The organism is Nocardia sp. NPDC059691 (assembly GCF_042733915.1).
GTDB lineage: Bacteria > Actinomycetota > Actinomycetes > Mycobacteriales > Mycobacteriaceae > Nocardia > Nocardia sichangensis.
The window spans coordinates 350,435-365,847 of the sequence record NZ_JBHWFB010000006.1 but is presented as its reverse complement, the minus strand read 5'-3'; the positions used below and the strand labels follow the sequence as shown (position 1 = coordinate 365,847).

The 15,413-nt window shown below is 67.3% G+C and carries 14 protein-coding genes; 5 read left to right on the top strand and 9 right to left on the bottom strand.

The features are described from left to right. Positions 1–387: 387 nt before the first annotated feature. Positions 388–1,524 carry a hypothetical protein gene (locus ACFV2O_RS16300; RefSeq protein ID WP_379252461.1) on the top strand — a complete coding sequence of 379 codons (1,137 nt, stop codon included), beginning with the start codon at positions 388–390 and terminating at the stop codon, positions 1,522–1,524. Between the two features lie 131 nt (positions 1,525–1,655). On the opposite strand, the gene ACFV2O_RS16295 is transcribed toward ACFV2O_RS16300, so the two are convergent. Both ACFV2O_RS16295 and ACFV2O_RS16290 read right to left on the bottom strand, forming a co-directional pair. Further along, positions 1,656–2,075 carry a hypothetical protein gene (locus ACFV2O_RS16295; protein ID WP_379252540.1) on the bottom strand — a complete coding sequence of 140 codons (420 nt, stop codon included), beginning with the start codon at positions 2,073–2,075 and terminating at the stop codon, positions 1,656–1,658. 361 nt (positions 2,076–2,436) lie between these two features. Beyond that, a complete protein-coding gene (locus ACFV2O_RS16290) occupies positions 2,437–2,946 on the bottom strand; it encodes an HXXEE domain-containing protein (protein ID WP_379252459.1) in 510 nt (169 codons plus the stop codon). 41 nt (positions 2,947–2,987) lie between these two features. Here ACFV2O_RS16290 and ACFV2O_RS16285 point away from each other — a divergent pair, with 41 nt between their 5' ends. Continuing rightward, on the top strand, positions 2,988–3,557 hold the full coding sequence (locus tag ACFV2O_RS16285) for a TetR/AcrR family transcriptional regulator (RefSeq protein ID WP_379252458.1): 570 nt from the start codon (positions 2,988–2,990) through the stop codon (positions 3,555–3,557). A gap of 162 nt (positions 3,558–3,719) precedes the next feature. Here the strand turns inward: ACFV2O_RS16285 and ACFV2O_RS16280 are convergent, their stop codons facing one another. From ACFV2O_RS16280 to ACFV2O_RS16265, 4 genes are all read right to left on the bottom strand, one after another. Beyond that, positions 3,720–4,187, bottom strand: coding sequence for a hypothetical protein (locus ACFV2O_RS16280; RefSeq protein WP_379252457.1), 468 nt, complete (start codon positions 4,185–4,187; stop codon positions 3,720–3,722). Between the two features lie 57 nt (positions 4,188–4,244). Further along, positions 4,245–4,778, bottom strand: a complete 534-nt coding sequence (locus ACFV2O_RS16275) for a YbhB/YbcL family Raf kinase inhibitor-like protein (RefSeq protein WP_379252456.1) — start codon at positions 4,776–4,778, stop codon at positions 4,245–4,247. Positions 4,779–4,800: 22 nt separating this feature from the next. Next, a complete protein-coding gene (locus ACFV2O_RS16270; protein ID WP_379252455.1) occupies positions 4,801–6,162 on the bottom strand; it encodes a M20/M25/M40 family metallo-hydrolase in 1,362 nt (453 codons plus the stop codon). Positions 6,163–6,282: 120 nt separating this feature from the next. After that, positions 6,283–6,786, bottom strand: coding sequence for a GtrA family protein (locus tag ACFV2O_RS16265; protein ID WP_355077980.1), 504 nt, complete (start codon positions 6,784–6,786; stop codon positions 6,283–6,285). 107 nt (positions 6,787–6,893) lie between these two features. Between ACFV2O_RS16265 and ACFV2O_RS16260 the strand changes: the two genes are divergently transcribed. Then, on the top strand, positions 6,894–9,248 hold the full coding sequence (locus ACFV2O_RS16260) for a beta-ketoacyl synthase N-terminal-like domain-containing protein (RefSeq protein WP_379252454.1): 2,355 nt from the start codon (positions 6,894–6,896) through the stop codon (positions 9,246–9,248). Positions 9,249–9,546: 298 nt separating this feature from the next. On the opposite strand, the gene sigJ is transcribed toward ACFV2O_RS16260, so the two are convergent. Then, positions 9,547–10,467 carry an RNA polymerase sigma factor SigJ gene (gene sigJ / locus ACFV2O_RS16255; protein WP_379252453.1) on the bottom strand — a complete coding sequence of 307 codons (921 nt, stop codon included), beginning with the start codon at positions 10,465–10,467 and terminating at the stop codon, positions 9,547–9,549. Continuing rightward, positions 10,464–11,657 (bottom strand): NAD(P)/FAD-dependent oxidoreductase, encoded by a 1,194-nt coding sequence (locus ACFV2O_RS16250; RefSeq protein WP_379252452.1) that lies wholly within the window; start codon positions 11,655–11,657, stop codon positions 10,464–10,466. Before ACFV2O_RS16250 ends, sigJ begins: the two co-directional genes overlap by 4 nt. 367 nt (positions 11,658–12,024) lie before the next feature. On the opposite strand from ACFV2O_RS16250, the gene ACFV2O_RS16245 reads away from it, so the two are divergent. Then, entirely contained in the window at positions 12,025–13,524 is a 1,500-nt protein-coding gene (locus ACFV2O_RS16245) for a serine/threonine-protein kinase (protein WP_379252451.1), read from the top strand. Between the two features lie 13 nt (positions 13,525–13,537). Here the strand turns inward: ACFV2O_RS16245 and ACFV2O_RS16240 are convergent, their stop codons facing one another. Next, complete coding sequence (locus tag ACFV2O_RS16240; RefSeq protein ID WP_379252539.1) at positions 13,538–14,515, bottom strand: zinc-binding dehydrogenase; 978 nt, start codon at positions 14,513–14,515, stop codon at positions 13,538–13,540. A gap of 120 nt (positions 14,516–14,635) precedes the next feature. Here ACFV2O_RS16240 and ACFV2O_RS16235 point away from each other — a divergent pair, with 120 nt between their 5' ends. Then, positions 14,636–15,406, top strand: coding sequence for an AraC family transcriptional regulator (locus ACFV2O_RS16235; RefSeq protein ID WP_379252450.1), 771 nt, complete (start codon positions 14,636–14,638; stop codon positions 15,404–15,406). Positions 15,407–15,413 lie beyond the last annotated feature (7 nt).

Sequence of the window (15,413 nt, the reverse complement as noted above, 5' to 3'; positions counted from 1 at the left end):
CCGAACGGATTCGTGTCACGATGCGCGATGCGGTCGAGTATGGGGTTGAGGTCCAAGTCCGCGGAATCCGGCGCTGAGAGCCACCGGTAGCTATTCACATTGTGCGGCAACGAGTTTCAGCGGTGTCGTCTTGCGGCATCGATCTTCGTGCACGGGTCGACATCTCGACACCGGCGTTGACCCCTGCTGGTTCGTTACACGGCGGGCAGCAACCGCGTGCTGGGCGCATGATGCCGGCGAGGGGCGGGCATGATCCTTCCCGCGATCGGGTGCAGCCTTCCCGTGCCTGGCGGGCGGTTCGATAAAGGAGCCGAGGACAATGAGGTCGCGTGAGGATCGGAACGAACCCGTTCGGGCGGAGCGGGGTAGCGGTGTGTTCGAGCGGCCATGGATGAGCACCGGCGTGACAGGCTGTCGATCGAATCTGCCCGCCGGCTCCAGCGACAGCTGCCGGCCGAGATCACACCGGGGCTGACCGACAGCGAATTCGACACCATCGAATCCCGCTACAACTTTCGATTCGCCGACGACCACCGAGCCTTCCTGGCAGCCGGACTCCCCGTGGACAAGCCTGGTGAGTCCGGATGGCGAGGCTGGCCGGACTGGCGACGCGACGACACGGAAGTCTTGCGTGCGTGGCTCGCTCAACCCGCCGAGGGTGTGCTTTTCGACGTTGAACACAACGGTTTCTGGCACCCAGCATGGGGAGACCAGCCCGCCGATCCGATCCGATGTCTGGAGATCGCGCGCCGCGGGCTCGAGGCCGCGCCGCGGCTGGTTCCTGTGTTCGGTCATCGGTTCCTGCCCGCCATCGCGGGGCAATGGGGTCACCCGGTGCTGTCGATTGTCCAGACCGACGCGATCTACTACGGCCTGGACCTTTCCGACTATCTTCGGCACGAATTTCTGGGACAGGCCAGCGACCTCGACTTGGCTCACGCAACAGTTCCCTTCTGGAACTACCTGCTCGGCGACAGCGGCGGACCGCCGACCTCGAGGGTCGTCGCACCGTCTGATCCCTACGCTGTCAGTCCCGACCAGGCCGTAGAACGACTGCGCATGCTGGCGCTGGAGCGTCTCATCGGACAACCGGTGGAACCGGAAAAGCTCATCGAAGCCGCCCTCGTCGCACTGGTTGTCGATATCGACAGCGAGTCCCTGCCTCTGCTCGGCGGACTCACCCGAGCAGAGCAAGACCAAGCCGAGGAACTGTTCGACCAGGTGCTGAACGAACTCGACATCGTGGCAACGATTCCCACCGATGAGCGCGATGTCCGGCACCTGCTGGTTCGATGGTGGCTTCGTCAGATCACACAGGGCCATCTGCCACCCGTGATCGGTGCCGAACTGATCGCGACCCAGGCTTGGATGCAGCTCAACCGGCCGCAATCGCTGCGCCCGCTGCTAGAGCTCACCGACCGCTACAGCGACTGGGAAGCCAACCAAACCGCCACGCCTTCCCAGCTTGCTACAGACATCGTTACTGCGGCGCAGGGGCTACTGAACGGCTCGTGGGGGTACTGATCAACTCTCGGGCAGGCGAAGACAGCGCGACCGACAACACCGATCGTCTGATGCTCAGAATCCGCGACGCGGATCGGATGCACATGATCAGTTGTGCAGCAAAGACATTGGGCGTAGGTTCGCCCGCGCGGCTAGCCCAATTGCTCGACAGCGAAGCCGACCAGTAGCACGGCGAATCCGCCGATCTCCCCCATGATCAAGGCGGCGAGGACGAAACGCATCGACGGCGGCGGGTTGCGCATCTGGTTGTCGGTCTCGCGCTGTAGTCCGAGCCGGATGTAGTTCGCGATCGTCACCACGAACAGCAGGATGACGGCCCCTGCCGCGGTGGCATTCACCGCGGTCGGCCAGCCCGACAGCTCGACGAACCACGCGATCAATCCGGTCGCGAACGAATACAGCAACGCGGCCCGGTGGGCGATGTCGACGTAGGGGTGGGCCAGACCGTCCGGCGAAGTGGTCATCGCCTGCCACTTCCACACGCCGAGCACCAGCGCCCACAGGAAGATTAGCCCGGCGAAGAAGAGCACCCAGGCGGTTTCCGTGCGAATGATCACGTTCTTACCCTCATCAATCCGTCGCGCCCACCTGGGCGGCTGTCCAGCGGCAGCGTAGCGCCTGGATAAGCCCCTGGGAATACCGCGGCGGCGCAGCCCTGTCCGGGGCGGCGCGCTTCTGGCTACGCCGATTGAAGGGACCTGACAGCATGGACGTCATGGGTTCCGCTGCAACTGACCCGCGCGTGTTCCCGAGCTTCTCGTCACGAACCAGGTGAGAACGGCGGCAGGGCTGTCCGCGCCCGGCCCCAAGGGCGGAGACAGGCCACTGCAATGCCAGCTCCGGCCATCAGAGTGCGTAAAAGACCGCACGTGACAACGATTTCCGAGGGCGCAGCCGAATCTGGCTCGGCCTTCAGGATCGATTCGGCCGGTCGGTGACGGCCCGTGCGACGGCGTGCACGGCCGCGAGCGTAGTGGGCAGCAACACCGCGCTGCCCAGCCAGGTGTGGGTGTCGTCGCGCCGAACTCCGGCCCGGCCCAACGTTCGCCAGGCCCACAGCGAGAACGGAATGACCACCGTCGGCGCGGTCGCCACCCCGGGCGTATAGCCTCGGTGCGCCACGGTGAGCGCGAGATGACCGACGCCGTGGACGCCGAAGCCGAGCAGCGTGGCTTGAAAGAACCGGGAGCCGCCGCCGGTCCGCGCGCCTGCGGCCGAGGCGGCCAGCACGATCAGCCCCATCAGTGAGATGGCCACCCGCGAGTGCGCGGGCGAGACCTCCGTTCGAAGCCATACCGGCCCCGGCAGCGGCTTGCCGCCCTTGGCTGCGTTGGTTCGCGACCACCGCGACATCGTGAACCACTCTTCGGCGTCGTTGGCCAACCAGGCCAGGAACAGCCCCCACGTCACTGACTTCCGCATCTCGATCTACCCACTTTCATTACGTGATGTAACGTAACTATATGGCGACAGGGCGACCCCGCAATAGTGAGATAGACCAGGCGATCATCGCCTCGACGATCGACCTGCTGATCGAATCGGGCTACGCCGATCTCACGATCGAGGCGGTCGCCTCCCGCGCGAGGATCGGCAGGCCCACGGTGTATCGGCGCTGGCCGACCAAGGACGAACTCGTAGTGCGCGCGCTCATCGAGGCGGTTCCGCCGTTGGAGGCGCCCGACACCGGCGACGCGTTGCGCGACCTCACGGAACTCGCCGTCACCTTCGTGACCCGACTGGCCGCGTCACCACTCGGACGAGTGGTGCTCGCGGTGCACGCCGACGTCGGCCGCAACGCCACGCTCGCCGGTCAGCTGCGCGAGCATTACCTGCGACCGCGAAACGACGTGATCACCGCCGTGATCGAGCGTGCCCGCCGACAAGGCGGGCTGCGCCCCGACCTGCCGACCGAGACTGTCCGCGACCTCGTGTTCGGCCCCCTGGTCTATCACTGGCTGATCACCAGCGAACCCACGGACCGGACCACCGCGGACACCCTGGTCGCGGCAACACGCCGCGCGATCAGTAACTGAGGCCACCAGTCATCGGTGAAGACCCCGGATGCCCGAGAACCAGCACTTCCCGAGCTTGCCGAGCCAAATCCGCCCGATTACGGCGGCAGTAAGCGCTCCGTGCGCCACCGAACCCATGTACCGACGAGAACGAGTCAACACTGGAACTGCCGACGGGCCGGATCAAGTCGCAAGCCCGAGTTCGCCATACGGAACCACATGGTCGCGATCCACCGTGCTCTGCCAGCCCCGCTCGGTCGCCGCCAGGGCGTGGCCGCTCGCGGCGGGATCCCTCGGCCACGGCTCGCGCAGGTGGATCTGGATATCGTCCTGCAGAACCTGCACGAGCCCCATCGCGAACTCTTCGGCAGTCGTACTGCCCGGGTCGCTGGGATCCAGGGCTATGGTCGTGCCGACTTCCGGCACCGAAATGCTCACCCACGCCGTCGGGATCGGACGCCCCGCCAGCCCGTGGAAGCGGCGCCACGGTTCGGGGTACTCGGTGCCGACCCTTGCCGAGAAGCCGAGGGACCGTTCGATATCGGCAGCGAGCAGGCGCGCGCCTCGGACCGCTTCAGAGATGTCCATAGGGCGATTCTCGACGGCGCAGGCGATTCGCGCCCGCGAATTCCTTTGCATGAGCGCTGCCACCAGAAAGCACCGTGGCCCCGAGCGTTTCGCTCAGGGCCACGATCCGTGCGGCGGTTCCTACTTCTGCTCGTAGGTGGCGATCAGGGTCGCGCGGGCAAGCGTGTGGGAGAACAGGTTGAAGCCCAGGTAGGCGGGGCTGGCGGTCTCATCGATGCCCAGGCTGTCGACGTCGACGGCGTGTACGACGATGAAGTAGCGGTGCGGGCCGTGCCCGGGCGGAGGGGCCGCGCCGACGAAGCCGTGGAAGCCGCCGTCGTTGCGCAGGGTGATCGAACCGGTCGGCATCGCGCCGCCCTCTTCGCCGCTGCCCGCGCCGGCGGGCAGGGAGGTCGCGCTCACGGGGATATCGGCGACGACCCAATGCCAGAAGCCGGAGGCGGTGGGCGCGTCGGGGTCGTACACCGTCACCGCGAAACTCTTGGTCTCCGCAGGGAAACCCGACCAGGACAACTGCGGGGAGATGTCCTGGCCACCCGCCCCGAAGATGCCGCTGACCTGCTCATTTTTGAACGGCTGCCCGTCGGTGACGTCGTCGGAGGTGAGCGTGAACGACGGCACCTGCGGAAGCGCGTCGTAGGGGTTGTAGGTCATGAAACCTCTCTTCCGGATCGGATCAGCTGTGCAGTAGGAAGTGTTCCAGCACGCGGGTGCCGAATTCGAGGGCCTTCACCGGCACCCGCTCGTCGACGCCGTGGAACAGGGCGGTGAAGTCCAGCTCCGGCGGCAGCTGCAACGGCGCGAAGCCGAAGCAGCGAATACCCAAGCGGGCGAACGCCTTCGCATCCGTCCCGCCGGAGAGCATGTAGGGCACGGTGCGGCCGCGCGGGTCGTGGGCCAGCACGGCGTTGTTCATCGCTTCGACCAGATCGCCGTCGAAGGTCGTCTCGTAGGAGTCGAGCTTGGTGATCCACTCGCGTTCGACGTCGGGGCCGATCAGCTCGTCCACCTCCCGCTCGAACTCTGCCTGCCGTCCGGGAACCACACGGCAGTCCACCACCGCCTCGGCGGTCTGCGGTATCACGTTGGCCTTGTAACCGGCCTGCAGCATGGTGGGGTTCGCCGTGTCGCGCAGGGTCGCGCCGATGATGCGGGAGATGGTGCCCAGCTTCGCCAGCTGGCCCTCGATGTCGGGACTCGCCGGATCGAACTCCAGACCCGTCTCCTCGGCGACGGCGGCAAGGAACGCGGCCACCGAATCCGACAGCACCAACGGGAAGGTGTGTTTGCCCAGACGGGCCACCGCGTCGGCGAGGATGGTGACGGCGTTGTCCTCGTGCAGGAATGAGCCGTGGCCCGCGCGGGCCTTGGCGCGCAACCGCATCCAGCCAAGGCCCTTCTCGGCGGTCTCCACCAGATACAGCCTGCGTTCGGTGCCGTCGGGCCGCGGCACGGTCAGCGAGAACCCGCCGACCTCCCCCACCGCCTCGGTGATGCCGTCGAACAGATCGGGGCGGTTGTCCACCAGCCACTGCGAACCCCACTTGCCGCCGTTCTCCTCGTCGGCGAGGAAGGCGAAGACCAGATCGCGCGGCGGCACCGTGCCCTCGAGCTTGAACTGGCGGGCCACCGCCAGCGCCATCCCGACCATGTCCTTCATGTCGATCGCGCCGCGACCCCACACGTAGCCGTCGCGCACCGCACCGGAGAACGGGTGCACGCTCCAGTCCGAGGCCTCGGCGGGCACCACGTCCAGATGCCCGTGGATCATCAGCGCGCCGCGACTCGGGTCGACTCCCTCCAGTCGCGCGAAGACGTTGCCGCGCCCCTCCGCGCCGGACTCGACGTACTCGGTGACATACCCCGCTTGATGCAGTTGGTCGGCCACCCACTGCGCACACTCGCGCTCCCCCTTGGTGGTGGCCAGGTCGCCGGTGTTGGAGGTGTCGAAGCGGATCAGCGTGCTGACCAGCTCCACCACTTCCGACACCGCGCGGGAGTTTCTGTTCGGGTCGAATCCTTCGCCAGTTGCGGACACGCTCCCTTTCCTACCACCCGCGCGGCAGGGCGAACGCGCGGACGGGTGTCACGGCGAGGCGACGCGGCCCGCACGGTGCGCGATCACCTTCGACAGGGTTGTCATCAGAGTGATCGGAACTCACACCGGATCGGGCGGCTGGACCTTGTCGGGGAACACCACCCGCACGAAGGCCCAGAACCGGAACACCATCCCCAGCGCGGTGCCGATCAACTGGGCGGCCACGAAGTCGGCCACGTTCTGGGTGAAGCGGGAGACCTCGGGCACCTCGAGATGCAGCACGTACCGCGACACCCACAGCGGTGCGGTGTTGATCGCGACGGCAAGGAAGCTGACCAGGTAGAACAGCGCGGCCTCGTGATGACCGCGCCGCCCGCCGCGTTCGTCGAAGGACCACTGCTTGTTGAGCACATATGACAGCGTGATCGCCGCCAGCACAGCGACGACTTTCGCCGTCACCGGATGCGGCTCGAGCACAGTGCTCTTCAAGGTCAGGAACACCGCGGTGTCCAGCGTGAACGCTGCGACACCGACGGAAGCGAATCGGAATAGTTCTCGACGCCGTGCCTCGCCCCCCAGCGCGGACGTCACCCGGGCGAAAACGGGGCGTTCGGAAAACAGCACAGGTAAAGTCTCCGACACATGTCCCGACCCCACAACAAGATCGGCAGATTCACCGCACCGCCTGTTGCGCGAGTGCACGGTCGGTGGATCGCGGGCAGGTGAGTAGCGTGAAAAAGACCAAGCGGCGCAACGGTTCTCGGCCGGACCGCGTCGGCGCGGAGCCGATCGCCGTGATCGGCATGAGCTGTCGCTTCGCCGGCGGCGCCGATTCTCCGGAAGCCTTGTGGCGGTTGCTGATCGAGGAGATCGACACGATCGCCGACGAGCCGCCGCCCGGCCGCTGGTCCGGCGACCACCGCGGGCGCGATCGTGCCGCAGTGGGCAAGACGGTGTCGGTCGCGGGCGGGTATGTGGCGGATGTCGCCGGTTTCGACGCCGAATTCTTCGGGATCACCCCGCGTGAGGCGGCCGATATGGATCCGCAGCAGCGCTTGGCGCTCGAATTGGCCTGGGAAGCCTTCGAAGACGCGGCGATCCGGCCCGACCGGGTGCCGGACACCGGCGTGTATTTCGCCAACAAATTCAACGATTATCGCGCCGTCAAACTCGCCAGGGGCGCCACCGCCATCACCCCGTTCACCAGCACCGGAGATGTCGAGGGTGTGATCGCCAATCGGGTGTCGTACTTCCTGGGTTTCGACGGTCCCAGCATGACCGTGAACGCCTCCTGCGCCGGATCGCTGGTGGCGGTGCACCTGGCCTGCCAGGCGTTGCGGACGGGTGAGAGCGCGCTGGCCGTCGCCGGTGGCGTGCAACTGAATCTGATACCGGAGACCGCGATCGGGTTGTCCGCGCTGGGTGTGCTGTCCGCGCGCGGCCGGTCACACACCTTCGACGCCTCCGCCGACGGCTACGTGCGTGGCGAAGGCGGTGCGGTCGTCGTGCTCAAGCCGCTGCGACAAGCGTTGCGCGACGGCGACCGCGTCTACTGCACCCTGCTGGGCAGTGCCACCAACAACAACGGCAGGCACCGCTCCATGCCCGCCAGCAGCGCCGACGGTCAACGGCAGCTGTTGCGGCGGGCCTGCGCGCGAGCGGGTGTGGACGCCTCGACGATCGACTACGTCGAGGCGCACGGCACCGGCACCGCCGTCGGTGACCGCGCCGAATTGACCGCACTGGCAGAGGTTTACGGCACCGGCAGGCCGCCCGGCGCACCGCTGATCGTCGGCTCGGTCAAAACCAATATCGGACACACCGAAGCGGCCGCGGGCATGGCCGGACTCGTGAAAGTCGCGCTCGCCCTGTCGCATCGCCGGATCCCGCGCAGCCTCCACTTCGACCACGCACCCGCGGAATTCGATCCCGCCGCGACGGGAGTGCGCGTGGCCGACACCGCGATGCCGTGGCCGCGGCACGACGCCCCCGCGCGCGCCGCGGTGAGCGCGTTCGGTTTCGGCGGCTCGAACGCCCACGTCATCGCCGAAGCGGCACCCGCGCACGATCCGGTCGATGACGGCGGCGTCTCGCAGCGGCTGGTGGTGCTGTCCGCCCGCACCGAAGCCGCGCTGCGGGAACACGCTCATCGGCTGCGTGAGCGTCTCGTGCGCGACCCGGACATCCGCCTGAGCGACCTCGCGCACACGCTTGCCACGAGAACCGCCTTCCAGCATCGAATTTCGACGGTCGCCGACAACGTGGGCCAGGTTGTCGAATTTCTCGACGCCTACCTCGCCGAGGATGGGGACACCGAGGGAGACGACAACGAGGCGCTGAATCTGCTGCTGGCGGCGGCTCTGCGTCCCGGCACAGTGGACCACCGCGACCTACTGCACGCGGTGGGGAGGCTGTTCGAGCGTGGCATCGAACCCGACTGGACGGCCGTGAACCCGGCGGGCCGCCCGGTCTCGCTGCCCACCTATCCGTTCCAGCGCGAACGGCATTGGGCGGACCCGCAGGCCCGCGGCGAGGCACACGGGTCGCCCTCGTGGGACGCGGTGCCCATCGAAATCGCTGCCACTACTGGCATTTCGAGTCCAAGATCTCGGTCCGCGGCGTCGGCCACAACTGCCGAATCGGTCGAATCCATCGCGATGATCGCCGACTCGGCGGCGCGCCCCGTGGCGATCGCGTCGAGTGACCCCACACCTTCCTCCGCGCCCAGCGTCGCGGCGCTCGCCGCCCTGGTCACCACCGAACTGGCCGAAGTCGTCGGCATCGAGCCCGACCGGGTGGCCGCCCGGCAGAACTTCGAACAGCTCGGAATCGGCTCGGTGCACGCCGTGGAGCTGTCGGCCCGCCTCGGAGCCCGCCTCGGCATCGAGGTCCCCGCCGCCGTCATCTGGGGCTGCCCCACCGTGGAGCTGTTGGCCGCCGAACTCCACGCCCGCCTCGAACCCACGAACCCGGCGACGGCGCCCCCGGAACCCACTGCGTCGGCGGCGGACCCGCGACCGCCGGTGCAGGAGGAAGCTCTGTCGACCGCTGAACTGCTCGCATTGAGCCGGGAATTGCTCGGCTGAACCGAAATCGCAAGCGAGAGCATCTGCGGTGCAGTCGATTCGCGCTTTCGCTGCGGTCGATCGCACTCTCGTCCGGCCTGCGGGAGATCAGCCGGAGAGGTGGGACAGCGCGACGTCCTCCCAGTGGTCCGATCAGTGGGTTCGGGTGGTGCGCGTGGGTGCCGACAGGTGCCCTCGCGGGAAGATCCCACGACCTGGTCCACCTGGCGTGCCCTGCGTCCACACATCGACGCACTCCTCAGCTACACCACTACCGACACCGTCCCCGGCATTATGGGATGCACCAGGTGGGGCGGGATTACGCCGTGGGCGTTTCAGTGCGGCTGATGGCGCGCGGGATTTCGAGGGCGGCCAGTTTGTCGGGGTTGCGGATGCCGTAGCCGCTGACGATCTGGTCGTCGGCGATGTCGAACACGAGGACGGCTTCCAGTTTGTCGCCGATATAGCACGCGAGTGCCGGTTGACTGTTGCAGTTCACTGTCTCGATGCGTACTTCCGGTCGCCGCTGCGCGTATCTGAAGACCGCCATGAGAATCGCGCCCACTCGTTCGGCGCCGACCATGACCAGCTCCGGCAGTGCGGTCACCTTGCCGCCGCTGTCAGTGGTCCAGGTGATGTCCGGCGCGAGCAGCGACAGCAAGCCTTCCATGTCCCCGGTGGTCGCGGCCGTGATGAAGCGTTCGGTGACCGCGGCGGTTCGGACGGTGTCGACGGGGCCGTAGCGCTTGCGCCGGGAATGGACATGGTTGCGGGCGCGGCGGGCGGTCTGATGCACGGCGTCGACAGATTTTTTTGTTGCGGAGGCAATTTCGTCGTAATCGAAGCCGAAGACCTCACGCAGCACGAAGACCGCCCGCTCGGTGGGGGTGAGCGTTTCCAGCACGATCAGCATCCCCATCGAGACAGATTCGGTGAGTACCACATCGCTCGAGGCGTCACCGTCGGTGAGCAGCAGCGGCTCGGGCAGCCACGGTCCGACGTACTCCTCGCGACGACTGGCGCCGGCCCGCAACGTATTCAGTGCCTGCCGCGTGACGAGCTGGGCCAGATAGGATTTCGTATCCCGGACCGTGGCCAGGTCCACCCGCCGCCACCGTAGATAGCTGTCCTGCAGCACGTCGTCGGCTTCGGTCGCCGAGCCCAGGATTTCGTAGACGATGGTGAACAGCAGCGGTCGCAGGTGAACGAAACGCTCGGTGTGCTCGTCGGTGGAGGTCATGGCTTCGGAACTCCCTGCGGTTCGGCTGCGCTCAGATCCTTACGCCTGCCCAAGCCCAGGAAGGTCGGGATCGCGCCGGGTTTGCGGGCTTCCTTGCGGATGGTCCCGATCGGGCCCGCGAGACCCACCCGTTCCTTGATCCACCCGGCAGTTCGCCCGCCGAGATACATCGGCACGGGTGTGTCGTCACGCCGGCTGAATTGCATCGCACCCGCGCGGCTCCCCAAACCCGCGGTGCAGGCGGTGAAGGCCACGTCCAGCACAGCAGGTTCGTCCCCGGCGATGCGGGCCAGTACATTGTCGGCGGCCTGCGCGCCCAAGGGTTGGGCGGCATAGCAGCTCATCCGCAGTGGGCGGCCCGAGGGCGCGACCGAGTCCCCGGCGGCGACGATGCGTTCGTCATCGATACTGGTCAACGTCTCGTCGGTCAGCAGCCGGCCCAGGTCATCGGTGCGCAGCCCACTGTGTGCCGCCAGTTCGGGCACCCCGAATCCGGCGGTCCAGATCGTGATCGCACCGGGCAGCACATCGCCGTCGGTCAGGACGACCCCGTCGCGCCGCACCTCGCCCACCCGCGCCTGCTCACGCACCTTTACTCCGTTCTCGGACAACCACTTCGCCACCGATCGCCGGGCCGGATTCGAGAAGTTCGCCGCCAACTTACCGCCACCCACCAGTGTCACGGTACGGCCCTGCTCCACGAGTTCGGCGGCGGTCTCGATGCCGGTGAGCCCGCCGCCGACGACGACAATCGGCGCCTGGACCGGCACCTCCGCCAGCGCCGCGCGCAGCCGCTGGGCGTGTTCGAATTCGGCGATCGGATAGGCGAATTCGGTGGCACCGGGCACCGACGCCGGCACCGCCGCGGTGCTGCCGACCGCGTAGACCACGTAGTCGTAGTCGAGCGCGCGCCCGGAACCCAGTTCCACCCGGCGGGCGGCGGTATCGATGCGGATGGCACGATCGACGATCATCCGCACCCCGGCGCCGAGCAGTGTGTCGTAGTCGACGGCAGCCTCATGGGTGCCGGCCACGAACTGGTGCAACCGCATGCGCTCGACGAACCGCGGACGCGGATTGACCAGTGTGATCTCGACATCGCGCCGCAGCCGCAGCCGATTGGCCGCCACGGTACCGGCGTAACCGCCGCCGATCACAACCACTTTGGTGATGGCATTGAAATCAGTCATGCCCTCCAGACACGCCACACCGTCCAGATCTGACACGAAGTGACAGCCGTCACGTTCGCAGCCCGTCGCCAGCCCGCCGAGATCGTCGATCCGGGTATCTGAAGAGTGCGAGGACTGTGCAAGGGTGAGCGAGCATCGTTCTAATGTTTTCGCAGGTCAGCTTGTTTGAACAGTTCATCTGTGTTCGTCACGCCCCGGGAGTTCCGATCGCCGAAGCGGTGCAGTGGGGGCTCGCTACTGGTATACGCTGCGCGGTCACTCCTCGGCATACTTGGCCGCGATCGGTTCGAACCGGTCGACCTTCGGCGACGGCCACGGGCCGTGCGGCAGGTCCCCGTCGCGAAGCCGGGCCCGGAAACCAGGAGTTATGCTGCCTGCGGTCCGGGTGGCCGGGTCTAGAAGGGGGCCAGAGGTGTTGAGGCAGCACGAGTCGTTCGCCGGCTACGTGATCGAAGGCGTGCTCGGGCAAGGCGGTATGGGCACCGTCTATCTGGCGCGGCACCCGCGCCTGCCGCGGCTGGTGGCGCTCAAACTGCTCAATCGCGCGGTGTCCGAGGACGAGGAGCTGCGCAGGCGGTTCGAACAGGAAGCCAATGTGGTTGCGCGCCTGGATCATCCGGGCATCGTCGGCGTCTACGACCGCGGCACCGAGGGCGGGCATCTGTGGATTTCCATGCAGTACGTCCGTGGCACCGACGCCGCACGGCTCGATCCCCGGAGCGCCCGCCCCGAACAGGTCCTGCAGATCGTCGGCGATACGGCGAAGGCGCTTGACTACGCCCACAGCCGAGGTGTGCTGCATCGCGACATCAAACCGGCCAACATCCTGATCGCCGAACCGGAAGCCGGTCGCGAAACACGTGCTCTGCTCACCGATTTCGGGATCGCGCGAATACTCGACGCCGATACCAAACTGACCGCCACCGGAACGTTCACCGCCACACTCGCCTACGCCTCGCCGGAGCAACTGTCCGGTGAGCCGGTCGATCACCGCGCCGATCAATACTCCCTCGGGTGCACCCTCTACACGATGCTGGCGGGGCAACCACCGTTCCCCTCGACCAACCCCGGTCAAATCGTCGCCGGACACATCGCCAAGCCGGTGCCGCGCCTCAGCGATACCCGACCCGAGTTGTCACGACGACTCGACGAGGTGATCGCCCGCGCCCTGGCCAAGCACCGCGACGAACGATTCGCCAGTTGCGGCGACTTCGCCGTGGCCGCGGCGGCGGCCCTGCGCGGCGACACTCCCGCCGTGGCGCCCGCGCCGACTTTCGTCGACCAACGCTCGGCCCACCCCGCCACGGCGGTCGACCCGTGGCCGCGTTCGGCCCCGACCCTGCTCAACCAGCCTTCGGAGCCCCGGTGGCGCGCCGAACAGCTACCGCCGCTGCAACCGCTCACGCCCATCCACGATCCGGCCCGGCCATCCGGCGTCGTTCCCAGGATCGGCGCTGTCGTCGCGTTCGGCTTCGGGCTGGTCTTCTGTCTCATCATCGCCAACGGGGTGATGGAGTTGACGACCCCGCACATCGAATACGGTCACCGCCAGACGCTGCGTGAGGTCGCCCTCGAACTTCTCGCCCCCATGGCGATCTCCACCACGATGGCGCTGGTGCTGCTCGGCGGCTCGATCGCCCTGTTCCGGCGCAAGCGCGCGGGCCGCATCGCCGTGGCGTTGGGTACCGGGATCCTCACGCTGGTCGGATTGGTCGGAGCCGGAGCCAGTCTGGGTGGCGACAGCCGTACCAGCGACCTGGTTTTCGTCGGCACGCTCCTGTTTTTCTCCTGTGCGGGGCTGCTGTGCACCCTGTCCCCCGCGACCAGGCGCTGGCTCGCTGACAAGCATCCCAGGAACCGGCCATGAGCCCGCAGAGCGCTCAGGGCACCACCACGATCTTTCCGGTGGCCCGGTTGTCCTCCATGTACCGATGGGCTGCGACGATGTCGTCCAGACCGAAGACACGGTCGAGGTTGGGTCGATAGACACCGGCCTCGACTTCGTCGACGACGCGCTGCAGCACGGCCGCGCCCGCGCTGCCCTTCAGGTTGTCGCTGTGGAACGCCGTCAGTTTGGTTCCGGACGGGATCATCGCTATCGGTTCGAAGTCCGAGATCAGCCACCCACTCAGCGAACCCGCCACACATACCGTCCCGCCCCGGCGGACCAGGCGCAGCGAGTCCACCGCCGTGCGCGCTCCGACGAGATCCAGCACGTAGTCGGGCCCTTCGGGCCAGACCGCCTGCACGCCGGCCGCCAGCGACCCGCCGTCGTCGACGAGTACGTGGTCGACGCCGATCGCGGTCAGCGCGTCGATCTTGTCGTGCCGTCGGGTCGTGGCAGCGATCTCGATGCTGCGGCCGGACGCGATCGACGCTGCCGCCATACCCACCGACGATGTCCCACCGCGAATCAGCAACCGCCCCTGGCTATCCGCCACGATGCCCAATGCGTCGAGTGAGCCCTGCGCGGTCAAGTATGTCTCGGGCAGTGCGGCCAAGACCTCCCACGGCAACCTGGTGGTGACCGGCATCAGCAGCGAATTCGGCAACAACGCGTACTGCGCGTAGCCGCCGTCGAACTCCCGGCCCATCTCACCCATCACCGCCGCGACGGTCGCGCCGACCGGCAACATGGGATCGGTCGAGGCTGCCACGATTCCCACACATTCGATCCCGAGCACACGGGGGAACCGGACGTTCGGCGAATGTCCCTGACGGGTTCGCAGCTCCGATCGGTTCAAGCCCGCGCCCTTCACCCGCACCAGGCTCCAGCCCTCCCGAATCGCTGGTACCGGTAGCTCACGGATCTCCAGTACCTCCGGGTCACCCGCCCGTACACAGACGGCCGCTCGCATCGTCGTACTCGTCGTCTCACACCGCATCGGGGCGGCGGTGGTGTCTGAATGGAGGTCATCGCGCATGCGTCCACTGTCGCCAGGCGAGCGTGTGGCCGTCTACCGATAGAATGCCAACTCATGCCCGTTGGCCGCCAACTTCCCCGGCTCGGCCCGACATCCCAGCTGTGGCCGTCCGGAGGGGTGCACCTGTGGCCGTCGGGGGGAACGAGCTCGGTGCACTCCCATCCGCGTGGACACCTGGTCTACGCGGCTCGCGGCGTCCTGTCCGTGCACACCGAACGGGGCACATCGATCGTTCCGGCCAATCGAATCGCGTGGACCCCTGCCGAGTTCGCGCACTACCATCGGGCGCACGGCGACACCGACATGCGGATCGTCTTCCTACCCCCATCCCAGGCGCGGCTCGTGCCGAACCGTCCCGCCGTGTTCCTGGCTTCCGGCCTCGCCCGCGAAATCCTGCTCACCCTCACGAGCCCACGCGACCACGACCGCGCCGCGCGCGCTCGCCTTCGCCGCGTCCTCGTCGATGAACTCCAGGAAGCACACGAACAGCCACTCGTGCTGCCGAAACCTCAGGACGACCGGTTGCAAGCGATTGCGCGGATCCTCTCCGAGAACCCCGCGGACAACACGTCACTGGCCGAACTCGGGCGCACGATCGGAGCCAGTGCCCGCAGCCTCAGCCGCCTGTTCCACAACGAACTCGGCATGACCTTCTACGAGTGGCGCACCCAGCTCCGCGTCTACCACGCACTCGTCCTGCTCGCCGACGGCCACGACACCACCCGCGTCGCCCACGCCTGCGGCTGGGCGAACCCCAGCAGCTTCATCGCCGCTTTCACCAACCTCGTCGGCACCACCCCGGGCCGCTACCGCACCACTCCATGACCTCGGC